Here is a 22,435-nt window from a genome sequence, read left to right as displayed (position 1 = left end):
CCACGCCAAGCCCCTCCCCCGCTCGCGGGGGAGGTGTCAGCCAAAGGCTGACGGAGGGGGCCCGATGACCCCCCTCTGGACCAGCGACGCCATCGCCGCTGCCACTGGCGGCACCGCGCACGGCGCCTTCACCGTCGACAATGTCGCCTTCGACAGCCGTGAGATCATCGGCGGCGAACTGTTCATCGCCATGCGCGGCGATACCACCAACGGCCACCGCTTCATCGACAGCGCGCTGCAACGCGGCGCCGCCGGCATCCTGTGCGAAACCGCCATCGACGCCCCGCATGTCCGCGTGACTGACAGTTTCGCGGCGCTCGAAGCGCTGGGCCGTGCCGCCCGTGCCCGCACAGGCGCCACCATCATCGGCGTCACCGGCAGTGTGGGCAAGACCGGTGTCAAGGAAGCGATTCGCCTCTCGCTGCTGCAAAACACCCCCGCCGTCCACGCCAGCGTCAAAAGCTACAACAACCACAGCGGCGTGCCCCTCAGCCTCGCCCGCATGCCCGCCGACAGCCGCTTCGGCGTGTTCGAAATGGGCATGAACCACGCCGGCGAAATCGCTGCGCTGACCCGCCAGGTGCGCCCGCATGTCGCCCTCATCACCTGGGTCGCTCCCGTCCATATTGAGTTCTTCGACAGCGAAGCCGGCATTGCCCATGCGAAAGCCGAAATCTTCGAGGGCCTGGAACCCGGCGGCACCGCCATCATCCCCGCCGACAATCCCCATATCGCCATCCTGCGCGCCGCCGCGCAAACCCATGCCGCCCGCACCATCAGCTTCGGCGCCACCGGCGACGTGCGCCCGCTCAGCGTGGCCATGACCGCCGATGGCACCGACATCACAGCGGACATCATGGGCGAAACGCTCGCCTTCCGGGTCGGGATGGCCGGCGCGCACTGGGTGAACAACGCGCTCGCCGTCCTCGCCACGGTGAAGGCGGCGGGTGGCGACATCGCCGCCGCCGGGCTGGCGCTCGCCGACCTCAATGGCCTCCCCGGTCGCGGTGCCAGGCTTAGCGTCGCCGTCCGTGGCGGTCATGCCACGCTGCTCGACGAAAGCTACAACGCCAATCCCGCCAGCATGGCCGCCTCGCTCGCCGTGCTGGGCAGCATCGCCGCGCCGCGCCGCCTCGCCATCCTTGGCCAGATGGGCGAGCTGGGGGAGGGCAGCGCGGCCTATCACGCCGGCCTCGCCGCCCCCATCGCCGCCGCCAAGGTCGATGCCCTCGCCCTGGTCGGCCCGGCGATGGAAGCGCTGAAACTCCCGAACGCCACCCATCTCGCCACCGCCGCGGATGCGCTCGCATGGGCGCGCGAAACGCTGCGGCCCGGCGATGTCTGCCTGGTCAAGGGCTCCAACGCGGTCGGCCTCGGCACGCTCGTCAAAACCCTGGGGGAAAACGACTGATGCTCTATCATCTGGCAGAAGCGTTCGATTTCCCCGGCGTCTTCAACCTCATCCGCTACCTCACCTTCCGCACCGGCGCCGCCATGATGACCGCGCTGTTCCTGGGCATCCTGATGGGTGCGCCCTTCATCGCCTGGCTGCGCGGCAAGCAGGGTAAGGGCCAGCCGATCCGCGAGGACGGCCCCGCCTCCCACCTGCTCACCAAGAAGGGCACGCCCACCATGGGCGGGCTGCTGATCCTGATCTGCCTCACCGTGTCCACCCTGCTGTGGATGGAGTGGGACAAGCCCTTCGTCTGGGCCTGCCTGCTGGTGACGCTGGGCTTCGGCACCATCGGGTTCATCGACGATTACCACAAGGTGACGAAACGCAGCCATGCCGGCGTCCCCGGCAAGGTGCGCCTGCTCGCCGAGTTCATCATCGCCGGCGCCGCGGTCTGGTATATCGCCAGCTTCACCGGCACCACGCTCTACCTGCCCTTCCTGAAGGATGTCGGCATCCAGCTCGGCCTGTTCTACATCGTCTTCGGCGCCATCGTGCTGGTGGGTGCCGGCAACGCGGTCAACCTGACCGACGGCCTCGATGGCCTCGCCGCCATGCCGGTCATCATCGCCGCGCTCACCTTCGGCATCATCGCCTACCTGGTGGGCAATGTGAAATTCGCCGATTACCTCGGCGTCCACTATGTCGCCGGTGCCGGCGACATCGGCGTGTTCTGCGGTGCCCTCATCGGTGCCTGCCTCGCCTTCCTCTGGTTCAACGCGCCGCCGGCCGCCGTCTTCATGGGCGACACCGGCAGCCTCGCGCTGGGTGGCGCGCTCGGCACCATCGCGGTCATCACCAACCACGAAATCGTCCTTGTCATCGTCGGCGGGCTGTTCGTGGTGGAGGCGCTCTCCGTCATCATCCAGGTCGCCGTGTTCAAGCGCACCGGCAAACGCGTCTTCCTGATGGCCCCCATCCACCATCATTTCGAGAAGAAGGGCTGGTCCGAACCAACTATTGTGGTCCGCTTCTGGATCATCTCCCTCGTGCTGGCGCTGTCCGGCCTCGCCACGCTGAAACTGCGGTGATCACCGCAGAGGCCTTCCGCGGCAAACGCTACGCCGTGCTGGGCCTTGCACGCAGCGGAACCGCGACCGTTGAATCGCTGCTTGCCAGCGGTGCCCGTGTCATCGCCTGGGACAGCGACGAAACCAAACGTCAACCCTTTCTCTCCTTCCCTTCAGGGGAGGGGCCGGGGGTGGGGCCGCATGCAGGTCTCACCCTCGCCGACCCCCTCACCCTCGACCTCTCCGGCTTCGACGGCGTCGTCGTCTCCCCCGGCGTACCGCTGAACCGCCATCCCGTCACCGCCCATGCGCGGCGCTTCGGCATCCCCATCATCGGCGACATCGAACTCTTCGCGCTCGCCCGCCCCGAACTGCCGCCCCACAAGGTCGTCGGCATTACCGGCACCAACGGCAAGAGCACCACCACCGCCCTCATCCACCACATCCTGAAAACCGCCGGCGTGCCGACGGCCATGGGCGGCAACATCGGCCTCCCCATCCTCGGGCAGGACCCGCTGACCTCGGGCGGCGTTTATGTCCTCGAACTGTCGAGCTTCCAGATCGACCTGACCTTCAGCCTCGATTGCGACGTCGCGGTGCTGCTCAACATCACGCCCGACCATCTCGACCGCTATGACAGTTTCGAAGCTTATGCCGCAGCGAAGGAACGGCTGTTTGCCATGCAGTCCGCCGGCAAGGCCGCCATCATCGCCGGCGATGATGCGTCCAGCCGCGACATCCACCTGCGGCAATGGATGCGCCCGGGCCATGAATCGACAACGATCCTCGTGCACGGCTCGCAAATCACCAACAGCGAACAGGCTGAATGGCCGGCCCTGCAAGGTCCGCACAACGGGCAGAACGCCGCCGTCGCCATCGCCGCCGCCCGCCTCCTCGGCCTTGATGACACCGCCATCGCCACGGGCCTCCGTACCTACCCCGGCCTCCCTCACCGCATGGAAATCGTGCGCACGGTCGCCGGCGTCCGCTACGTCAATGACAGCAAGGCCACCAACCCCGACAGCGTCGCCCCCGCGCTCCGTGCCTTCCCCAACCTGCACTGGATTCTCGGCGGCCAGGCCAAAACCCCCGACCTTGATGCCTGCCTGCCCCATCTCGCCGGTGTGAAAGCCGCCTATGTCATCGGCGAGGCCGCGCCGCTCTTCGCCGACATCCTCGCCCCGCACCTCCCGGTCACCCGCTCCGGCACCCTCGCGCAGGCCGTCAACGATACCGCTGCCGCCGCACAGCCCGACGACACCGTCCTCCTGTCGCCCGCCTGCGCCAGCTTCGACCAGTTCCGCGATTACGAAGACCGCGGCGACCAGTTCCGCACCCTCGTCCATGCCCTGAAGGACGCCGCATGACCTTGACCGACCGCCTCGGCCTCGGCCGCGCTGACCGCACCGCCGCGGCCCGCTGGTTCTGGACCATCGACCGCACACTGCTGTCGCTGTTGCTCGTTCTCATCGGGCTGGGCATCATCGCCGTCGCCGCGGCCTCGCCAGCGGCCGCCTTCCGCTATTCCGACGCCAACACCCGACTCGATCCGCTGCATTTCCTGCAACGGCAATTCTTCTGGGTCGCCATCGGCCTTCCCGTATTGCTCGGCATCTCGATGCTGTCGAAAAGCTGGGCGAAACGGGTCGCCATCCTCGGTTTCGGCTTCTTCTTCCTGCTGCTCATGCTGGTCCCCCTGATCGGCCATGAGGTCAACGGCGCCGTGCGCTGGGTCATGATCGGCAGCTTCCAGCTGCAACCGGTCGAATTCCTGAAACCCTGTTTCATCGTTGCAACGGCCCTGCTTTTCGCTGCCCGGTTCGAGGATCGCGACCTTCCGGTCATCCCGATCGGGGCGGCGCTGCTCGGCGTCATGGTCGTCCTGCTCGTCGGCCAGCCCGATTTCGGCCAGGCCGCGCTCATCGTCGCCATCTGGGTGGCGCAGGCCTGCCTTGCCGGCATGAGCCTGTGGGTGGTCGGCGGCATCATCGGCGGGGGCATCGGCGGGCTGGCCCTCGCCTATCAGTTCGAATCGCATGTCCGGAAGCGTCTGGACGGCTTCCTGCACGGCGAGGGCGACACCTATCAGGTCGATCGCGCGCTCGACTGCTTCAAATCCGGCGGCCTGTTCGGCACCGGCCCGGGCGAAGGCGTGGTCAAGTTCAAACTGCCGGAACCGCAAACCGACTATATCTTCTCGGTTATCGGCGAAGAGTTCGGCGTGATCGCCTGCATTGCGCTGGCCATCCTATATCTTGCGATTGTCACCCGGGTGTTGCTACAACTGGTAGAGGAGGATGATCCGTTCACGTTGCTTGCGGCGGTGGGTCTGGTGGCACAGTTCGGGGGTCAGGCGGTGATCAACATGGCGGTCAATCTGGCGCTGGCGCCCTCCAAGGGGATGACGCTGCCCTTCATCAGCCATGGCGGCTCCAGCTTCATCGCCACCGCTTTCGGCATGGGGCTCCTGCTGGCGCTCACCCGCCGCAACCGCCACATCCAGGCCAGCCCCTATCTGCGCGGCGTGCCGGCATGACGGTTCGACAAGCTCACCATGGGCGATCGTCCAATCCCTGCACCGCTCATCCTGGGCCTGTCGAAGGATGGCCCCGGTGACCGCGGCGATCATCCTCGCCGCCGGCGGCACGGGCGGTCATATGGTCCCGGCGCATGCGCTCAGTGAAGTGCTGCGCCAACGTGGCCACCACATCACCCTGCTGACCGACGCGCGCGGGCTCCGCTTTCCCGGCCTGTTCGCCGGTGTCGACCGGCACGTCATCCCGGCCGCCACCATCAGCGGCCTCAACCCGCTGCGGTGGCTGTCGGCGTTGAACACGATCCGCAAGGGCCGCGCCGCGGCCCGCGCCATCATCGCCACCACCCAGGCCCGTGCCGTCGTCGGCTTCGGCGGCTACCCCGCGCTGCCGGCCTTGCTCGCCGGCCTCGCCGCCCGACTGCCCGCCATCCTGCATGAACAGAATGCCGTGCTCGGCCGCGTCAACCGCTTCCTCGCGTCCCGTGTCGGCACCATCGCGCTCAGCTATGCCGACACCGCCCGCCTGCGCCCTACCGACGCCGCCCGCGCCATCACGACCGGCAACCCCGTGCGCGCCGATGTCCTCGCCGGCGCCGCCGCGCCCTTCACCGCCCCCGCGCCGAACGAACCCTTCCACCTTCTCGTCACCGGCGGCAGCCAGGGCGCCAGCATCCTGTCCCGCATCCTGCCCGCGGCGCTCGCCACGCTCGCCCCCGCCGACAAGTCACGCCTGCGCATCGCCCAGCAATGCCGGCCCGAGGATCTGAGCGAGGTTGCAACGGTGTACAAGGCCGCCGGGATCGAAGCCGAATGCCTCACCTATATGGAGGATCTTCCCGCCCGCATCGCCGCCGCCCATCTTGTCATCGCCCGCTCCGGCGCCTCCACCATGGCCGAGCTGTCGGTGATCGGCCGCCCCGCCATCCTCGTTCCCTTCGCCGCCGCGACCGATGATCACCAGGCCGCCAACGCCCGCGAATTCGTGAGCGCCGGCGGCGGCATCATGCTGCGCGAAGCCGAGTTCACCGCCACCACCGTCGCCGGCGCCGTCACCGGTTTCATGCGTGATTCCGCCGGCCTCGCCCACGCCGCCGCTGCCGCCAAGTCCACCGGCCACCCGGACGCCGCGTGCCGCCTGGCCGATCTTGTCGAAGGGCTGATCGCATGACCGCCTCCACCTTCACCAAGGACATCGGCCCCATCCACTTCATCGGCATCGGCGGCATCGGCATGTCCGGCATCGCCGAGGTCATGGCCAACCTCGGCTACCGCGTGCAGGGCAGCGACGCGGCGGAGGGTTATGTCGTCCAGGGCCTGCGGGACAAGGGCATCACCATCTTCATCGGCCAGGACGCCGCCAACCTCGGCGATGCCGCCGTCTGCGTCGTCTCCACCGCGATCAAGCGCGGCAATCCCGAGATCGAGGCGGCCTATGAACGCCGCATCCCCGTCGTCCGCCGTGCCGAGATGCTCGCCGAGCTGATGCGGCTGAAACAGACCGTCTGCGTCGCCGGCACCCATGGCAAGACCACCACCACCTCGATGGTCGCCGCCTTGCTCGACGCCGGCGGCCTCGATCCGACCGTCATCAATGGCGGCATCATCAACAGCTATGGCAGCAACGCCCGGCTGGGTGCCGGCGACTGGATGGTGGTGGAGGCGGACGAAAGCGACGGCAGCTTCCTGCGGCTGCCCCCCACGCTCGCCATCGTCACCAACATCGATCCCGAACATCTCGACCATTATGGCGACTTCGAGAAGGCCAAGGCCGCGTTCGTCCGGTTCGTGGAAAAAGTCCCCTTCTACGGCGCCGCCATCCTCTGCCTGGACCACGCCGAAGTGCAGGCGATGCTGCCCAAGGTCGCCGACCGCCGCGTCATCACCTATGGTTTCGCCGGCCAGGCCGACGTGCGCGGCGACAATGTCACGCCCATCCCCGGCGGCAACCGCTTCGACGTCACCATCCGGCTGCCCGGGCAGGAGGAGACCCGCATCACCGGCCTGGAACTGCCGATGCCGGGCCGGCACAATGTCTCGAACGCGCTCTCCGCCATCGCCGCCGCGCACCAGCTCGGGATTGGCGCGGAAGCGATCCGGCAGGGTTTCGCGCGCTTCGGCGGCGTCAAGCGGCGTTTCACCAAGGTCGGCGAGGTTCAGGGCATCACCATCATCGATGACTATGGCCACCACCCGGTCGAGGTGAAGGCGGTCCTTGCCGCTGCCCGCGAAGGCGCGGCCGCGCGGGTGATCGCGGTCGTGCAGCCACACCGTTTCACCCGGCTCCGCGATTTGTTCGAGGAATGGCGCGCCGCCTTCAACGACGCCGACACCGTCATCCTCACCCCTGTCTATCCCGCCGGCGAGGCCCCGATCGAGGGCATCGACAGCGAGCATCTCGCCGCTGCCCTCAAACGCTCCGGCCACCGCCAGGTGCTGACCGCGGCCAGCGAAGCCGACATGCAGAAACTGGTCGCCGGCCTTGCCAATGCGGACGACATGGTCATCTGCCTGGGCGCCGGCGACATCACCAAATGGGCCGCGAACCTCGCCTCCGCGCTCGAAAGGCTGCGCGCATGATGGCGGCCATCAGCTCTTCCCCTGCAAGGGGGAGCGACTCGCAGCAGGCGAGCGGAGGGGGTGTCTCCCCCTCGCCTGCAAGCACGTCCCTCCCCATCACCCCGCGCGGCCTCCTTACCCCGAACGCCTCCCTCGCCGATTTCATCTGGTTTCGCACCGGCGGTCCGGCCGAATGGCTGCTGAAACCGCATGACGAGGCCGATCTCGCCCAGACTCTCGCCGCCGTCCCTGCCGAAACGCCGGTCTTCCCCGTCGGCGTCGGCTCCAACCTGATCGTGCGCGATGGCGGCGTCCCCGGTCTCACCATCCGCCTGCCCAAAGCCTTCGCGCGGGTCGCCATCGAAGGCAATCTGATCCGCGCCGGTGCCGCCGCCATGGGCATCACCGTCGCCAGCGCCGCGCGCGACGCCGCACTTTCCGGTCTCGAATTCCTGCGCGGCATCCCCGGTACCATCGGCGGCGCGGTGCGCATGAATGCCGGCGCCTATGGCCGCGACATGGCCGACATCCTGGTCGAGGCCCGTGTCGTCACCCGGGACGGCCGCATCGAAACCTGGCCGGCTGCGAAACTCGCCTACAGCTATCGCCACAGCGCGCTTCCCGTCGGCCATGTCGTCGTCGAAGCCCTGCTGCGCGGCCGGCCCGGCAATCGGGAGACGATTGCCGCCGAGATGGACCGCATCGCTGCCGAACGCGAAGCCAGCCAGCCGCTGCGCAGCCGCACCGGCGGCAGCACTTTCAAGAATCCCCCCGGCGACAAAGCCTGGGCGCTGATCGACGCCGCCGGCTGCCGCGGGCTTCGCCTCGGCGGCGCGCAGGTCAGCGAAAAACACACCAATTTCCTGCTGAACACCGGCGGTGCCACCAGCGCGCAGATCGAAACGCTCGGCGACATCGTTCGCGACCGCGTCGCCGCCCACAGCGGCGTCACCCTTGAGTGGGAAATCCAGCGCGTGGGTCTCCCCTCCCTGACGCGAAGCGTACAAGGGAGGGGCGACCCGGCGCAGCCGAGCGGGGGTGGGTCGCTCGCACGCTCTGAAGGCGACACCCCATGACCCTCCGCGTTACCATCCTGATGGGCGGCTGGGGCGCCGAGCGCGCGGTCAGCCTCGTCTCCGCCCAAGGCATCATTGCCGCCTGCCAAACGCTGGGCCACCATGTCACCCCGCTCGACATGGGCGAAACCCCCGCCGATGGCACCACGCTGGCTGCCCGCCTTACCGCCACGACGCCGGACGTAATCTTCAACGCCCTCCACGGCACGCCGGGCGAGGACGGCGTCGTCCAGGGCCTGCTCGACCTGCTCCGCATCCCCTACACCCACAGCGGCGTCACCGCTTCCGCCATCGCCATCGACAAGCAGCTGACCAAGGCCGTGCTCGCGCCTCACGGCGTCCGGGCTCCTGCGGGGCGCATCATCGAAAGCGCCGGCCTGCACCACGCCGATCCGCTGCCCCGCCCCTATGTGCTGAAACCCTTCAACGAGGGCAGCAGCGTCGGCGTCGCCATCGTCACCGACCACAGCAACCACGGCAGCCCCATCGGCCGCGACGTCGCCGGTCCGTGGCAGCATTATGCCACCCTGCTCGCTGAAACCTACATCGCGGGCCGCGAACTTACCGTCACCGTGCTGGGCAGTGGCGAAAAGGCCCGTGCGCTCTGCGTCACCGAACTGCGGCCGGTCTCCGGCTTCTACGACTATGACGCCAAATATACCGACGGCCTCACCATCCACATCTGCCCCGCCGACATCCCCGCGTCCATTGCCGCCGCCGCCTGCGAAATGTCACTGACGGCCCACCGCGTGCTCGGTTGCCGCGGTGTCTCCCGCTCCGACTATCGCTGGGACGAAAGCCGGGACGACGCCGGGCTTTACTTCATCGAGATCAACACCCAGCCCGGCATGACCCCGCTCAGCCTCGTTCCCGAACAGGCCAAGGCGCTGGGCATCGACTATCCCACCCTCGTCCAGCTTCTTCTCGATGACGCTCTGGAGGCCGCCCATGTTCGGCCGTAAGCCGTCAAGAAAGTCCGGCAAGACCACGCGGCCCACTCCCCCGGTGCGCGGCAAACCCGCCGCCGCTCCTGTCCGCGTGCCGATGGCCCCCGCCCGCCTCCGCCGGTTGCTCGGCTGGGGCAGCCTCAGCCTCGGCCTTGTTGCCGGCACGATCGCCCTGTTCGCCGCCGGCCTGCCGCAACGCGCGCTGTTCACCACCGCGACCTTTGCCGCCGGCAACGGCTTCGCTGTCCGCCAGGTGCAGATTCTTGGCCAGGTCAACCAGCCTCGCCTGTCAATCTATCGGGAGACGCTGACCGGCGCCACTGACTCCATGTTGCTCGTCGACCTCGACGGCATCCGCAACCGGGTCAAGTCGCTCCCGTGGGTCGCCGACGCCAGTGTCGCCCGCCGCTGGCCGGACACCCTGGTCATCCGCGTGACCGAAAAGCGCCCGATCGCGCTCTGGCAATATCGCCAGCGCCTCACCCTGATCGATCGCAATGGCCAACCGCTGCCCAGCGACGACCTCACCGCCTTCGGCGCGCTCCCCATCGTCATCGGCGCCACCGCCAACGACCATGCCCACGCGCTCCTGGCGATGCTCGCCACCCAACCCCGTGTCGCCGCCGGCTTGGACAGTGCCACCTTCGTTGGTGACCGCCGCTGGGATGTCCGCCTGAAAACCGGTGAGACACTGGCGCTTCCCGAAGGACCCGCCGCCAGTGTTGCGCTGCGCAAATTCGCCGAGCTCGACCGTCGCACGCCGCTCACCGGCCGCGGCTTCCTTCGCTTCGACCTGCGCCTGCCGGACAAGATGGTGGTGCGCGTCGCCGCCGACGCGCGGCCCAAACCCATGCCTCCAGGAGTGACCATCTGATGGCCGTGGCCGCGCTTTCGCCTGCGAAACTCAATCCGGGCAACCTGTTGAAGCCGCGCGGCGAGCGTCTCGTCGCCGCGCTCGATGTCGGCACCTCCAAGGTCGCCGCCCTCATCGCCATCGCCGACGGCGAGAACCCGCCCCGCGTCATCGGCGCTGGAGTCCGCGCCTGCAACGGCCTGCGTCGCGGCCTGGTCGCCGACATGGCGCGCACCGAAACGGCGGTCCGCGCCGCCATGGACCAAGCCGAACGCGCCGCCGGGCTGGAAATCGAAAGCGTCCTCGTCAACCTGTCGGCCGGCGGCCTCGACAGCGATGTCGCCCCGGTGGAGATCGACATCGCCGGCCACCGCATCGAGGATGCCGACGTCGCCACGCTGCTCGCCGCCGGCCGCGCCCGCATCGAAGCGAACGACCGGCTGAAGGGCCGGACCATCCTGCACGCCGAACCAACCCTCTACACCATCGATGGGGTCGACGGTGTCACCAATCCGCGCGGCTTCCATGCCAACCGGCTGGCGGTGGACATCCATGTCATCACCGCCGACACGCCGCCCTGCCGCAACCTCGACCTGGCCGTGCGCAACGCCCACCTCAACGTCGAAAGCATCGTCGCCGCCGGCGTCGCCAGCAGCCTGTCGATCCTGGGCCAGGAAGAGCGCGAGCTCGGCGTCGCGGTGGTCGAGATCGGCGCGGGCGTCACCACCGTTGCCGTCCATGGCGGCGGCATGCTGCTGGGGCTTGCCGCCATCCCGATGGGCGCCGCCGACATCACCGCCGACATCGCCACCAATTTCGCCTGCGCGCGCAGTGCCGCGGAACGGCTGAAAACACTGCACGGCGCCGCCACCGCCTCGCCGCGCGACAATCACGAGATGATCGAAATCCCGCCGCTGGAAACCGACGACAGCGGGGAATCCCGCCGTGTCGCCAAGGCTGAACTGATCGCCGTCATCCGCTCCCGCGCCGACCTGCTGTTCCGCGAGGTCGCCCAGGCGCTCGGCGAAATGGGCTTCCATGGCAGCGCCGGGCGCCAGGTGGTGCTGACGGGCGGCGGCGCCGAACTGCGCGGCGTTGCCGATTTCGCGCAGGGGGCACTTGCCCGCAACGTGCGGCTCGGCCGGCCACGCGGCCTGATCGGCCTGCCCGAGGCGCAATCGGGCGCCGCCTTCGCCGCGCTCGTCGGCCTCATCCACTACGGCGCCACCAGCCGTATCGACCTTGCCCGTACGCCGCCCCGGGCCAGCAGCAGAGCCGCCCGCGGCCCCGAAACCCAGCCCGGCCGCTTCGCGCGGCTGTTCCAGCAACTGAAGACCCAGATTTGAAGAGGGAGACCACCCATGGCCTTTGATTTCCTGCCGCCCAGCCTCATCGAGCTGAAACCCCGCATCAGCGTCATCGGTGTCGGTGGCGCCGGCGGCAACGCCGTCGCCAACATGATCAGCGCCGGCCTGGAAGGCGTTGATTTCATCGTCGCCAACACCGACGCGCAAAGCCTCGCTGCCTCGCCCGCCGGCAACCGCATCCAGCTTGGGCCGAAGATCACGCAAGGCCTGGGCGCCGGCGCCCGCCCGGAAATCGGCGCGGCGGCGGCCGAAGAAGCGATGGATGCGCTGGATGCCGCGATCGAGGGCAGCCACATGCTGTTCATCACCGCCGGCATGGGCGGCGGCACCGGCACCGGCGCCGCCCCCGTGGTCGCCCGCGCCGCGCGCGAAAAGGGCATCCTGACCGTCGGCGTCGTCACCAAGCCGTTCAGCTTCGAAGGCCAGAAACGCATGCGCGCCGCCGAGGCCGGCATCGCCGAGCTGCAACGCCACGTCGATACGCTGATCGTCATTCCCAACCAGAACCTGTTCCTGATCGCCAACGCCCAGACCAGCATCAAGGCCGCCTTCGCCATGGCCGACGATGTGCTGAGCCAGGGTGTCAGCAGCATCACCGACCTGATGATCCTGCCCGGCCTCATCAACCTCGACTTCGCCGACGTCCGCACCGTCATGTCCGAAATGGGCAAGGCGATGATGGGCACCGGCGAAGCGCAGGGCGAACGCCGCGCCATCGAAGCCGCGGAAAAAGCCATCAGCAACCCGCTGCTCGATGAAGTGTCGCTGCGCGGCGCCAAGGCGGTGATCATCAACATCACCGGCGGCGACGACCTCGGCCTGATGGAAGTGGAGGAGGCGGCGCAGCATATCCGCGAGATGGTCGACGCCGACGCCAACATCATCGTCGGCAGCGGCTTCAATGCCGCACTGGAAGGGCGCATGCGTGTCAGCGTCGTTGCCACCGGCATCGACAACCAGATGACACTGCCCGGCGTTGCCCAGGCCGGACTCGCCACGCCCGGCGTCACCGCCGCCGCCCGCGCGCCGGCCACCAACAGCGCGATCAGCCACGGCATCATGCCGCCTCCTCCCGGTGCCACGCCGCCCGGCGGTCATTTCACCCCGCCGCCGACCCCGCCGATGGGGCCGAACGGCGGCCCCGGTGGCGGTCTCCCCATCCCTGCCCCGATGTTCGCCGATGCCGGCACCCCCTTCCCCGGCATGCCCGCCACGCCGGCGCCACGACCGATGCCGGACCTGGCGCCTGCCGCCAGCGCGGCCCCCGAAGATGACATCCTCGACCTTGATGACCAGCTGGACGAACCGGTCATGGAAGCCCCTGCGCGGGCACCCGTGGTCGTCGAACTGCCGCTGACCGAACCCGTCGCCGCAGCACCGGCAGAACCCGTTCATGTCGAGGAGCCGCGCCCGTTGACCCTGTTCGAGCGGATGATGAACATGCACCGCAAACCTCGCGCGGAGCCCGAACCGGTCGCCACGCTGGCGCCGGAGCAGGAGACGACGCGGGAAGATGCGACGGCGATTCCCCCCTTCTTCCGGGCGCAGCGCAACGGTTGATCCCCTTGGAGCCCACTGGCGCCGTGATCGCGGGGATTGCCGGCGGACGTCCGCCGGCCGACCCCGCGGTCAGTTTCCGCTGAAGCTGGCGCTGCGTTTTTCCAGGAAGGCGGCGACCGCTTCGGCATGGTCAGCGGTTTCATGGGCGAGCGCCTGATAGGCGGCCGAAAGTTCGAGGATGTCGCCCAGGCGCTGGTTCTGGGCTTCGCGCAGCAGGCGTTTGGTGAGGCGAAGCGCGCGGGGCGGATTGGCGGCAATGCGTCCGGCCAGCGCCATCGCTTCGTCGAGCAGCGTTTCGGGCGGGGTGACACGGCTGACAAGGCCGATACGCAGCGCCTCCGCGGCGTCGAACGGGTCGCCGGTCAGGAAAAGCTCGGCGGCTTTGGAATGGCCGACGACGCGGGAGAGCGCCCAGGCGCCGCCATCGCCCGGAACAAGGCCGACCTTGATGAAGCTGGCGGCCATGCGCGCGGTGCTGGCGGCGAGGCGGATGTCGCACAGGCAGGCGATGTCGAGGCCCAGGCCGATGGCGTGGCCGTTGATGGCGGCGATCAGCGGCACTTCGGTCTCGGCGAGCGCGCGGCTGATGCGCTGCACGCCCCGGCGATAGGTGTCGCGCGTGGTGGCCGGCTGGTCGCCGGGGCCGATGCCGGTCTTGCCGTGCATCGCCTTCAGATTGCCGCCCGTCGAGAAGGCACGGCCTTCGCCGGTCAGGATGGCGACCGAGATGCCGGGATCGTCGAGTGCGGTGATGGCGGCAACGAAGTCGTCGCAGTCCTGCAAGGTGCCGATGGCGTTGAGGCTGTCCGGCGCGGACAGGGTGAGGCGTGCAATGCGGCCGTGAACGGTGGTGGTGACAAAAGCCATGGGGGTTTGTGGCACGAAGGTTGCGCGCGGTGAAGTGGGTGATAGGCTTTGCGCCGTGCAGGCCTTTTCCTTTGAACCGCCGACGCTGGGCCCCGATGACATCGCCATGCGCGGGGCGATCCGGTCGTTTCTGGCAGGGCGGACCTGGTCCGCGGCGCGGCGGGTGAACAACTGGGCGCAGGCGGATCCGGATTTCAGCCGCGAACTGGGGGCGGCCGGGTTCATCGGCATGACCTGGCCGCGCACATATGGTGGACAGGGGCGGAGCGCGATGGCGCGGCTGATCGTGCTGGAAGAGCTGCTGGCCGCCGGCGCGCCGGTGGGGGCGCATTGGATCACAGACCGGCAGACCGGGCCGCTGTTGTTGCGATATGGCACGCCGGCGCAACGGGAACGCTGGCTGCCGGGAATGGTGCGGGGCGAGGTTTTTGCCTGCATCGGCCTGTCGGAGCCGGGCGCGGGCAGCGATCTGGCGGCGGTGCGCAGCCGCGCCACGAAGGTGGACGGCGGCTGGCTGCTGAGCGGGCAGAAACTCTGGACCAGCAATGCCGGCATCGCGCATGTGATGGTGGGGCTGTTCCGGACGGGCGGGGGCAGCGAGCGGCAGGCCGGGCTGAGCCAGTTCCTGGTGCCGATGGATACGCCCGGCATCCGGGTAGTGCCGATCCGCGACATGACGGGGGCGAGCGACTTCAACGAGGTCTTCTTCGACGAGGTTCGGCTGGGTGACGATGCCTTGCTGGGGGTGGAGGGCGAGGGCTGGGGGCAGGTGACGGCGGAACTGGCGCTGGAGCGTTCGGGGCCGGAACGATACCTGTCGGCGCATGCCTTGCTCGTGGCGCTGGCGCGGGTGGCGCAGGGCGTCCCGGCGTTGCAGCCGCTGCTGGGAAGCCTGGCGGCGGCGCTGTGGACATTGCGGCAGCTGAGCTGGGGCTGCGCGGCGAAGCTGGCGGCCGGCCAGGACCCAGCGGTGGAAGCGGCGGTTGTGAAGGTGCTGGGCAATGCTTTTGAACAGGCCCTGCCGCAGATCGTGGCGGGATTGCCCGATGCGGTGCTGGACCGCGACGCCGAGTTGCGGCCGCTGCTGGACGCGCTGTTGCTGGCGAGCCCGAGTTTCAGCCTGCGCGGCGGGACGACGGAGATCATGCGTGGCATGATCGCCCGCGGCCTGGGCCTGCGATGAGCGCGGCGCTGGTACGCGAGGCGGCGACGCGGCTGTTCGCTCGCGCGCCAGACGCCGGCGCGCTGGAGGCGAGCGGGTTCGCGCGGCTGCTGGCCGACGGCGGCAGTCATGGCGAGTTGGTGGCGCTGTTCATCGAGGCCGGACGCGCGGCGGTGGGCGAGGCGGTGGAGGCGGCGCTGCTGGCAGGCGTGCCGGAGCATGTGCGCCCGTTGGCGCTGGCGGCGCTGATCGCTGGCGGGCTGGAGGCGGCATTGGCGCTGACGCTGGCACATGTGTCGGCGCGGGTGCAGTTTGGCAAAGCGCTGGCGAAGCAGCAGGCGGTGCAGCAGGCGCTTGCGGACTTTGCCTGCGAAGTGGCGGCGGTGGCGGCGGCCGCGCACGGCGCGGCGGCGGTGATCGACAGCGGACAGGATGCGGCGTTCGAGGTGGCGGCGGCGCGATTGTGGGCCGGGCAGGCGGTGCCGCGTGGTACGGCGGTGGCGCACCAGCTGCACGGCGCGATCGGGTTTACCGCCGACTATCCGCTGCACCGGCATAGCGTCGACCTCAATCGCTGGCGGCGGACGGGCGGCAGCGATGCGGATTGGGCGGCGCGAGTGGGTGCGATGGTGACGGGGGATTGGTGGGCGGATATGACGGCGCGCAGCGACAGGAGCATGGAACATGGCTGAGGCGGTGATCGTCTCGACGGCGCGCACGCCGATCGGCAAGGCGCATCGCGGTGCCTTCACCGACACGCATGGCGCCGAGCTGGCGGCGCATGTCATCCGCGCGGCGCTGGCGCGGGCAGGCGTGGCGGGCGAGGAGGTCGCCGATGTGCTGCTGGGGAGCGCGCATCCGGAGGGCGCGACGGGGAACAATATCGCCCGCGTGAGCGCGTTGCAGGCGGGACTGCCGGCGGCGGTGCCGGGGATGACGGTGGACCGGAAATGCGCGAGCGGCCTTCAGACCATCGCGCTGGCGGCGCAAAGGATCAGGGCCGGGGAGGACGGCATCTATGTCGCCGGCGGGCTGGACAGCGTCAGCCTGGTGCTGCCGAACAAGAATCTGGCGCATTATCATTCCCCCTGGGTGCAGGCGCGGCGGCAGGCGCTGATGCTGCCGATGATCGATACCGCGGAGATCGTCAGTGCCCGCTATGGCATCGGGCGGGAGGCGCAGGACGCCTATGGCGCGGCGAGCCAGGCGCGCGTGAGCGCGGCGTTCGCGGAAGGTCGGCTGGCGGACGAGATCGTGCCGATCACGGTCACGAAAAAGCTGCGGGAGCGCGATGGCACGGTGACAGGCGAGGTGGCGCTGACCCTCGATCGCGACGAGGGCATGCGGCCGGAGACGACGCTGGCGGGCATCGCCGGGCTGAAGCCGGTGAAGGAGGGCGGAACGGTAACGGCGGGCAATGCCAGCCAGCTGAGCGATGGCGCCAGCGTCTGCGTGGTGATGAGCAGCGCTGAGGCGGCGCGGCGGGGCTTGGCGCCGCTGGGCGTGTTTCGTGGCTTCGCGGTCGCCGGCTGCGAGCCGGATGAGATGGGGATCGGCCCGGTGTTCGCGGTGCCGAAGCTGCTGGCAAAGGATGGGTTGACGGTTGACGACATCGACCTGTGGGAGCTGAACGAGGCGTTCGCGGTGCAGGTAATTTACTGCCGCGACCGGCTGGGCATTCCGGATGAGCGGCTGAACGTGGATGGCGGCGCCATCGCCATCGGCCATCCGTTCGGCATGAGCGGCAGCCGGCTGGTGGGCCATGCCCTGATCGAGGGCCGGCGGCGGGGCGCGAAGCGGGTGGTGGTGACGATGTGCGTCGGCGGCGGGATGGGGGCAGCGGGGCTGTTCGAGCTGCCATGAGCGAGCAATTCGTCTTGACCCTGTCCTGCCCCGACCGGCGCGGCATCGTGGCCGCGGTGGCCGGGTTCCTGAGCGAGGCGCTGTGCAACATCATCGACAGCGCGCAGTTCGGCAACGCCGAGACGCAGCGTTTCTTCATGCGGGTGAGCTTCGCCGACGAGGCGGCACGCGGGCTGACGGGCCTGCGCCGCGCCTTTGCCGGCGTGGCGGCCCGGTTCGGCATGGAATGGGGTATTCATGATTGCGCGGCGAAGCTGCCGCTGCTGATCATGGCGAGCCGGGCGGGGCATTGCCTGAACGACCTGCTGTTCCGTGTGTCCATCGGCGCCCTGCCGGTGACCGTGGTGGCGATCGTGTCCAACCATCAGGACATGGCGGGGTTGGCGGCGACCCATGGCGTGCCGTTTCACCACGTGCCGGTCGGCCCCGGCAACAAGCCCGAGGCCGAAGCGCGGCTGCGGGCCATCCACCAGGACAGCGGTGCTGCCGGCATCGTGCTGGCGCGCTACATGCAGGTGTTGTCCGGTGAATTCTGCGCGGCGATGCCGGGGCGGATCATCAACATCCATCACAGTTTCCTGCCCAGTTTCAAGGGCGCCAGGCCATACCACCAGGCGCATGCGCGCGGCGTGAAGCTGATCGGGGCGACCGCGCATTATGTGACGACGGACCTGGACGAAGGGCCGATCATCGAACAGGAGGTGGCGCGGGTGGATCATGGCATGAGTGCGGACACGCTGGCGGCGCTGGGCCGTGACCTGGAGACGCTGGTGCTGGCGCGGGCCGTGAAATGGCATGCGGAGAACCGCGTGCTGATGGACGGCAGCAAGACGGTGGTGTTCCGGTGAGCCGGCACGATCGCGATGGCGGCGTGGCCGATGCGGCGGAGGTGGCGGCGCTGTTCGCCCGAAGCTTCACCGCGACTTTCGGGCACCTCTATCCGCCCGAAGATCTGGCAGGCTTTCTGGCGGGATGCGATGGGGCCGCGTTCGCGGGCGAACTGGCGGATGCAGATCATGGTTTTCGTCTGGCGTTCGAGGGGGACGCGCTCATCGGCTTCGTCAAGCTGGGGCCGACGGCGCTGCCGATCGACCGGGCAGGCCGGCGGGCGATCGAGCTGCGGCAGCTTTATGTCGATGAGGCCGCGAAGGGGCTCGGGGTGGCAGCGGGGTTGATGGAATGGGCGCTCGCCGAGGCGGCGCGCCGGGGGATGGAGGACATTTACCTGACGGTGTGGATCGACAATCACCGCGCCCGGCGATTCTATGAGCGCTATGGGTTCGTCGAGGTCGGGCGCTATGCCTTCGTCGTGGGCGGCACCATCGACGATGACCGCATCATGCGGCTGAGGCTGGCATGATCACGCGGCTTGAGAGCCCGCTGCTGGCGGGCGTGCGCCATGGCTTCCTGGGGCGGACGGGCGGCGTTTCGGCCGGGATCTTCGCCAGCCTGAACATGGGGCTGGGATCGTCCGACGAGGCCCCGGCCGTGCGGGAAAACCGGGCGCGGGGCGTGGCCGCGGTGGCGCCGGGGGCGCGGCTGGTGACGCTGCACCAGGTGCACAGCGCCACTGTGGTCGAGGCGGATGCCTGGGGCGACGCGGCGCGGCCGCATGCCGATGGGGTGGTGAGCGCGACACGAGGCCTGCTGCTGGGGATCCTGACCGCGGACTGCGCCCCGGTGCTGTTCGCCGAGCCTGAGGCGGGCGTGGTGGGCGCGGCGCACGCCGGCTGGAAGGGCGCGCTGGGCGGCGTGCTGGAAAATACCGTGGGGGCAATGGAGGCCCTGGGGGCGCGGCGGGACCGCATTTCGGCCGTGATCGGGCCGTGTATCGCACGGGGGAGCTACGAAGTGGGCGAGGCGTTTGCCACGCCGTTTCTGGCCGGCGATCCGGCGGACGCACGTTTTTTCCACGGCGGCCGGCCCGGACATCTGATGTTCGACCTGGAAGGCTATTGCGCGGCGCGACTGGCGGCGGCGGGGGTGGCGCGCATCGGTTGTCTGGGCGTGGATACCTACGCCGACGCGGCGCGCTTCTTCAGCTTCCGCCGCACCACGCACCGGGGTGAACCGGATTATGGGCGGCAGATCAGCCTGATCGGATTGTGATTATTTGGTCGAGGCGTAAAGCGCCCAGAGGTTGGCGAGGTCTTTCAACTGGCCGGCGGGAACACCGTTGAAGGTGGTGCGGGCAGCCGCGGCCTGACCGGCCCGGACCTGCGCGATGCCGACGAACAGTTGGGCCGCCGCCGGGTCGGGCCCGGTCTTGGCGGTGTTGAAGGCGGCGATGGCGGCGGGATATTGCCCCGCCCCCAGGAAGGCACCACCGGCCTGCATCGCGGTGGCGGGATTGCGTGCCTGCGCCGGGGCGGCAGCCAGCGCGGGCGCGGCACGCTGCGCGGCGGCCTGTGCCAGGCGCGGCCCCATCGGATCGGTGGCGGGGAGTTTCTTGGCGACGTCCGCCGCCACGCCCGCCTGACCGGCGACGATGGCGGTCTTGGCGAATTCCTGGATGTCGTCGGCATTGGTCAGCGTGTCGGTTGCCAGCATCAGGTGATAGAGGCCGAGCTTGCCTTCACGCGGCAGGTTGCTGCCCTTCATGTCCACGAGCAGCCGCCGCCAGCTGGCGGGCGACGGGTCGAGCCGGACGATGCGGGTGGTGGTGGCGATATAGCCGGCCTTGTCCCCCGATTTCGCCTGCGCGCCGGCGAGGTTGGTGAGGAAGCCGATGTTGTTCGGATTGGAGCGGACGAGCTGCTGATAGACGCCGACGGCCTCCTTGGCGCGGCCGAGTTGCAGCAGCGACTGGCCGACGATGGTCATCTGGCCGGAGCGGCGGCCCGCCTCGATCGCCTTGGAATAGTCCCGTGCCTGATAATAGAGCGGGGCGAGCTGGCTGGCGGGTGCGCCGATGCTTTCCAGCTCGGCCGCGGCTTTGCCGAACTGGCCGCCGCGGGTGTAGACGAAGGCGGCCATCTCGGCGACCTTGCGCCGCTCGTTCGGCGAGTTGGCGGCACTGCGCGCCTGGTTGATCGAGGCGGTGGCGGCACCGATGTTGCCGGCGGTCGCGGCCTTGCGCGCGGCTTCCAGCGGCTTGCCGACGGCGGCCGGCAGGGCTTCGGCGGCGACCACCGTGGGCGTGGCGAGGAGCAGGGCGGCGATCAGTGCAGCGGGGGCGAAACCGGAAACGAGGCGCATGGTCTTCCTTTGCTTTTGTGGGTGCGATGGCGGGGATATGGCCGATCCAGGCTGGCTGGTGGCTGAACCGCGCTGTCCCTCCCATGGGCAGTTGCCTTGCGCCTTATCGAATCGTTCCGGGCTTTGGAAGTGGCAGAATCTTGCGTCTCCGGGGATGCACGCCTAAGCCCGGCAGCAAGAAAAGCATCATGGAGCATGGGTTTGACCAAGGCATTCATCTTTCCGGGACAGGGCAGCCAGTCGGTCGGCATGGGCGCGGCGCTGGCGGACGCCAGCCCGGTGGCGCGCGAGCTGTTCGAGGAGGTGGATGAGGCGCTGGGGCAGCATCTGTCGCGCCTGATGCGGGAGGGACCGGACGAGGAACTGATGCTGACCGCCAACGCGCAGCCGGCGATCATGGCGGTGAGCCTGGCGGTGCTGCGGGTGCTGGAGCGCGAGGGCGGCGTGCGGCTGGCGGACAAGGCGGCGTATGTGGCGGGGCACAGCCTGGGCGAATATTCGGCGCTGTGCGCGGCCGGATCGCTGAGCGTCGCCGAGACGGCCCGGTTGCTGCGGGTGCGTGGCGAGGCGATGCAGGCGGCGGTGGCGCCGGGGGTCGGCGCGATGGCGGCGCTGCTGGGGCTGGGCTATGACGAGGTGGTGGCGATCGCGGCGCAAGTGGCGCAGGACCAGGTGTGCGCGGCCGCCAATGACAATGCGCCGGGGCAGGTGGTGGTCTCCGGTCATGTCGAGGCGGTGACGCGGGCGATGCGGCTGGCGAAGGAGCGCGGCGCGCGCCATTCGGTGCTGTTGCCGGTGTCGGCGCCCTTCCACTGCCCGCTGATGGCGCCGGCGGCGGATGCGATGGCGGCGGCCTTGGCGGGCGCGGCGCTGCGCGGCCCGGTGGTGCCGCTGGTGGCCAATGTGCGGGCGGAAGCGGTGAGCGACGCCACCACGATCAAGGCGCTGCTGGTGGAGCAGGTGACGGGCGTGGTGCGCTGGCGGGAATCGGTGCTGTGGATGGCAGGGGCCGGCGTGGCGCGGTTCGTGGAACTGGGCGGCAAGGTGCTGGGGCCGATGGGGAAGCGCATCGCGCCCGACGCGCCGGTGACGAGCGTGGTGGGCATGGCGGACATCGAAGCGCTGTTGAAGGATTTGTGAGCATGTTCGATTTGGGCGGAAAGACCGCGCTGGTGACCGGCGCGAGCGGCGGGATCGGCGGCGCCATTGCCCGCGCGCTGGCGGCGCGCGGCGCGCGGGTGGCGCTGTCGGGGACGCGCGCCGACGCGCTGGCGGCGCTGGCCGGCGAGCTGCCGGGAAGCGTGGTGCTGCCGTGTCGGCTGGATGACGCGGCGGCGGTGGATGCGCTGGTGCCGGCGGCGGTGGAAGCGCTGGGCCAGCTGGACATCCTGGTGTGCAATGCCGGCATCACCCGCGACGGGCTGGCGATGCGGATGAACGACGAGGACTGGCAGGCGGTGATCACCGTCAACCTGGAGGCGACGTTCCGGCTGGCGCGCGCCGCGCTGAAGCCGATGATGCGGGCCCGCGCCGGGCGCATCATCAGCATCACCAGCGTGGTGGGGCAGACCGGCAATCCGGGGCAGGCGAACTATGCCGCGTCCAAGGCCGGCATCATCGGCCTCTCTAAGGCGCTGGCGCAGGAGGTGGCGAGCCGGGGGGTGACGGTGAATTGCGTGGCGCCGGGGTTCATCGAAAGCCCGATGACCGACGCGCTGGGGGAGGCGCAGAAGGCGGCGCTGCTGGGGCGGATCCCGGCCGGCGGGCTGGGGACGGGCGCGGATGTGGCGGCGGCGGTGGTGTATCTGGCGAGCGACGAGGCGCGCTATGTCACCGGGCAGACGCTGGCGGTGAATGGCGGCATGTATATGGCGTAGCGGCGGCACCCATCGTCCGATCGTGGAGCGAGCGGACGATGGGTGCAGACTCGCGAAGCCATCGGACGGCGGGGCGGGGCGGCAGGCCCGCCAGCGGCGGCTTTGCCGAC

21 protein-coding genes are annotated in these 22,435 nt (G+C 69.4%); 19 read left to right on the top strand and 2 right to left on the bottom strand.

All coding sequences use genetic code 11. From position 1 onward, the window contains the following. The first annotated feature begins 64 nt into the window (after nt 1-64). The 11 genes from H3309_RS13650 to ftsZ all read left to right on the top strand — a co-directional run bounded on the left by H3309_RS13650 (nt 65) and on the right by ftsZ (nt 13,358). Nucleotides 65-1,411, top strand: coding sequence for a UDP-N-acetylmuramoyl-tripeptide--D-alanyl-D-alanine ligase (locus tag H3309_RS13650; RefSeq protein ID WP_182295224.1), 1,347 nt, complete (start codon nt 65-67; stop codon nt 1,409-1,411). Beyond that, complete coding sequence (gene mraY / locus H3309_RS13645) at nt 1,411-2,484, top strand: phospho-N-acetylmuramoyl-pentapeptide-transferase (RefSeq protein ID WP_182295223.1); 1,074 nt, start codon at nt 1,411-1,413, stop codon at nt 2,482-2,484. The genes H3309_RS13650 and mraY overlap by 1 nt, the downstream gene beginning before the upstream one ends. Then, entirely contained in the window at nt 2,481-3,830 is a 1,350-nt protein-coding gene (murD, locus tag H3309_RS13640; RefSeq protein ID WP_182295222.1) for a UDP-N-acetylmuramoyl-L-alanine--D-glutamate ligase, read from the top strand. The genes mraY and murD overlap by 4 nt, the downstream gene beginning before the upstream one ends. Beyond that, the gene (locus H3309_RS13635) at nt 3,827-4,999 is read left to right on the top strand and encodes a peptidoglycan glycosyltransferase FtsW (protein ID WP_182295221.1); all 1,173 of its coding nucleotides are present in this window, start codon (nt 3,827-3,829) and stop codon (nt 4,997-4,999) included. Before murD ends, H3309_RS13635 begins: the two co-directional genes overlap by 4 nt. Before the next feature lie 76 nt (nt 5,000-5,075). Then, complete coding sequence (gene murG, locus H3309_RS13630; RefSeq protein WP_243453733.1) at nt 5,076-6,167, top strand: undecaprenyldiphospho-muramoylpentapeptide beta-N-acetylglucosaminyltransferase; 1,092 nt, start codon at nt 5,076-5,078, stop codon at nt 6,165-6,167. Beyond that, nucleotides 6,164-7,576 (top strand): UDP-N-acetylmuramate--L-alanine ligase, encoded by a 1,413-nt coding sequence (murC, locus tag H3309_RS13625; protein WP_182295219.1) that lies wholly within the window; start codon nt 6,164-6,166, stop codon nt 7,574-7,576. Before murG ends, murC begins: the two co-directional genes overlap by 4 nt. Then, complete coding sequence (gene murB / locus H3309_RS13620; protein ID WP_243453732.1) at nt 7,573-8,631, top strand: UDP-N-acetylmuramate dehydrogenase; 1,059 nt, start codon at nt 7,573-7,575, stop codon at nt 8,629-8,631. Before murC ends, murB begins: the two co-directional genes overlap by 4 nt. Continuing rightward, nucleotides 8,628-9,593 (top strand): D-alanine--D-alanine ligase, encoded by a 966-nt coding sequence (locus H3309_RS13615; RefSeq protein WP_182295218.1) that lies wholly within the window; start codon nt 8,628-8,630, stop codon nt 9,591-9,593. The genes murB and H3309_RS13615 overlap by 4 nt, the downstream gene beginning before the upstream one ends. A 43-nt stretch (nt 9,594-9,636) precedes the next feature. After that, nucleotides 9,637-10,452 carry a cell division protein FtsQ/DivIB gene (locus tag H3309_RS13610; RefSeq protein ID WP_182295217.1) on the top strand — a complete coding sequence of 272 codons (816 nt, stop codon included), beginning with the start codon at nt 9,637-9,639 and terminating at the stop codon, nt 10,450-10,452. Further along, on the top strand, nt 10,452-11,777 hold the full coding sequence (gene ftsA, locus H3309_RS13605) for a cell division protein FtsA (protein WP_182295216.1): 1,326 nt from the start codon (nt 10,452-10,454) through the stop codon (nt 11,775-11,777). The genes H3309_RS13610 and ftsA overlap by 1 nt, the downstream gene beginning before the upstream one ends. A gap of 15 nt (nt 11,778-11,792) precedes the next feature. Beyond that, on the top strand, nt 11,793-13,358 hold the full coding sequence (gene ftsZ / locus H3309_RS13600) for a cell division protein FtsZ (protein ID WP_182295215.1): 1,566 nt from the start codon (nt 11,793-11,795) through the stop codon (nt 13,356-13,358). 69 nt (nt 13,359-13,427) lie between these two features. Here the strand turns inward: ftsZ and H3309_RS13595 are convergent, their stop codons facing one another. Then, nucleotides 13,428-14,225 carry a crotonase/enoyl-CoA hydratase family protein gene (locus H3309_RS13595; protein WP_182295214.1) on the bottom strand — a complete coding sequence of 266 codons (798 nt, stop codon included), beginning with the start codon at nt 14,223-14,225 and terminating at the stop codon, nt 13,428-13,430. 55 nt (nt 14,226-14,280) lie between these two features. Between H3309_RS13595 and H3309_RS13590 the strand changes: the two genes are divergently transcribed. The 6 genes from H3309_RS13590 to pgeF are packed head-to-tail and all read left to right on the top strand — an operon-like array spanning nt 14,281 to nt 19,359. Then, a complete protein-coding gene (locus H3309_RS13590) occupies nt 14,281-15,408 on the top strand; it encodes an acyl-CoA dehydrogenase family protein (protein WP_243453731.1) in 1,128 nt (375 codons plus the stop codon). After that, entirely contained in the window at nt 15,405-16,079 is a 675-nt protein-coding gene (locus H3309_RS17685) for an acyl-CoA dehydrogenase family protein (protein WP_182295213.1), read from the top strand. Before H3309_RS13590 ends, H3309_RS17685 begins: the two co-directional genes overlap by 4 nt. Further along, complete coding sequence (locus H3309_RS13580) at nt 16,072-17,250, top strand: acetyl-CoA C-acyltransferase (RefSeq protein WP_182295212.1); 1,179 nt, start codon at nt 16,072-16,074, stop codon at nt 17,248-17,250. The genes H3309_RS17685 and H3309_RS13580 overlap by 8 nt, the downstream gene beginning before the upstream one ends. After that, the gene (gene purU, locus H3309_RS13575; protein ID WP_182295211.1) at nt 17,247-18,098 is read left to right on the top strand and encodes a formyltetrahydrofolate deformylase; all 852 of its coding nucleotides are present in this window, start codon (nt 17,247-17,249) and stop codon (nt 18,096-18,098) included. Before H3309_RS13580 ends, purU begins: the two co-directional genes overlap by 4 nt. Then, nucleotides 18,095-18,610, top strand: coding sequence for a GNAT family N-acetyltransferase (locus H3309_RS13570; protein ID WP_243453730.1), 516 nt, complete (start codon nt 18,095-18,097; stop codon nt 18,608-18,610). The genes purU and H3309_RS13570 overlap by 4 nt, the downstream gene beginning before the upstream one ends. Continuing rightward, nucleotides 18,607-19,359 carry a peptidoglycan editing factor PgeF gene (gene pgeF / locus H3309_RS13565; protein ID WP_182295209.1) on the top strand — a complete coding sequence of 251 codons (753 nt, stop codon included), beginning with the start codon at nt 18,607-18,609 and terminating at the stop codon, nt 19,357-19,359. The genes H3309_RS13570 and pgeF overlap by 4 nt, the downstream gene beginning before the upstream one ends. Here the strand turns inward: pgeF and H3309_RS13560 are convergent, their stop codons facing one another. Next, on the bottom strand, nt 19,360-20,448 hold the full coding sequence (locus H3309_RS13560) for a tetratricopeptide repeat protein (RefSeq protein WP_182295208.1): 1,089 nt from the start codon (nt 20,446-20,448) through the stop codon (nt 19,360-19,362). It abuts the gene before it with no gap. A gap of 249 nt (nt 20,449-20,697) precedes the next feature. Between H3309_RS13560 and H3309_RS13555 the strand changes: the two genes are divergently transcribed. Further along, complete coding sequence (locus H3309_RS13555; protein WP_243453933.1) at nt 20,698-21,588, top strand: ACP S-malonyltransferase; 891 nt, start codon at nt 20,698-20,700, stop codon at nt 21,586-21,588. A gap of 2 nt (nt 21,589-21,590) precedes the next feature. Then, nucleotides 21,591-22,325 carry a 3-oxoacyl-[acyl-carrier-protein] reductase gene (fabG, locus tag H3309_RS13550; RefSeq protein WP_182295206.1) on the top strand — a complete coding sequence of 245 codons (735 nt, stop codon included), beginning with the start codon at nt 21,591-21,593 and terminating at the stop codon, nt 22,323-22,325. Nucleotides 22,326-22,435: the final 110 nt, after the last annotated feature.

This window comes from Sandaracinobacteroides saxicola (assembly GCF_014117445.1).
GTDB classification, from domain to species: Bacteria; Pseudomonadota; Alphaproteobacteria; order Sphingomonadales; family Sphingomonadaceae; genus Sandaracinobacteroides_A; species Sandaracinobacteroides_A saxicola.
This window is presented reverse-complemented; position numbering and strand designations above follow the sequence as displayed.

Coding starts and splice junctions, on each gene's coding strand:
- H3309_RS13580 (WP_182295212.1), top strand. CDS start 16,072: ATGGCTGAGGCGGTGATCGTCTCGACGGCGCGCACGCCGATCGGCAAG.
- H3309_RS13615 (WP_182295218.1), top strand. CDS start 8,628: ATGACCCTCCGCGTTACCATCCTGATGGGCGGCTGGGGCGCCGAGCGC.
- H3309_RS13650 (WP_182295224.1), top strand. CDS start 65: ATGACCCCCCTCTGGACCAGCGACGCCATCGCCGCTGCCACTGGCGGC.
- ftsZ (WP_182295215.1), top strand. CDS start 11,793: ATGGCCTTTGATTTCCTGCCGCCCAGCCTCATCGAGCTGAAACCCCGC.
- murC (WP_182295219.1), top strand. CDS start 6,164: ATGACCGCCTCCACCTTCACCAAGGACATCGGCCCCATCCACTTCATC.
- purU (WP_182295211.1), top strand. CDS start 17,247: ATGAGCGAGCAATTCGTCTTGACCCTGTCCTGCCCCGACCGGCGCGGC.
- H3309_RS13555 (WP_243453933.1), top strand. CDS start 20,698: ATGGGCGCGGCGCTGGCGGACGCCAGCCCGGTGGCGCGCGAGCTGTTC.
- H3309_RS13560 (WP_182295208.1), bottom strand. CDS start 20,448: ATGCGCCTCGTTTCCGGTTTCGCCCCCGCTGCACTGATCGCCGCCCTG.
- H3309_RS13595 (WP_182295214.1), bottom strand. CDS start 14,225: ATGGCTTTTGTCACCACCACCGTTCACGGCCGCATTGCACGCCTCACC.
- H3309_RS13635 (WP_182295221.1), top strand. CDS start 3,827: ATGACCTTGACCGACCGCCTCGGCCTCGGCCGCGCTGACCGCACCGCC.
- murB (WP_243453732.1), top strand. CDS start 7,573: ATGATGGCGGCCATCAGCTCTTCCCCTGCAAGGGGGAGCGACTCGCAG.
- H3309_RS17685 (WP_182295213.1), top strand. CDS start 15,405: ATGAGCGCGGCGCTGGTACGCGAGGCGGCGACGCGGCTGTTCGCTCGC.
- mraY (WP_182295223.1), top strand. CDS start 1,411: ATGCTCTATCATCTGGCAGAAGCGTTCGATTTCCCCGGCGTCTTCAAC.
- ftsA (WP_182295216.1), top strand. CDS start 10,452: ATGGCCGTGGCCGCGCTTTCGCCTGCGAAACTCAATCCGGGCAACCTG.
- fabG (WP_182295206.1), top strand. CDS start 21,591: ATGTTCGATTTGGGCGGAAAGACCGCGCTGGTGACCGGCGCGAGCGGC.
- pgeF (WP_182295209.1), top strand. CDS start 18,607: ATGATCACGCGGCTTGAGAGCCCGCTGCTGGCGGGCGTGCGCCATGGC.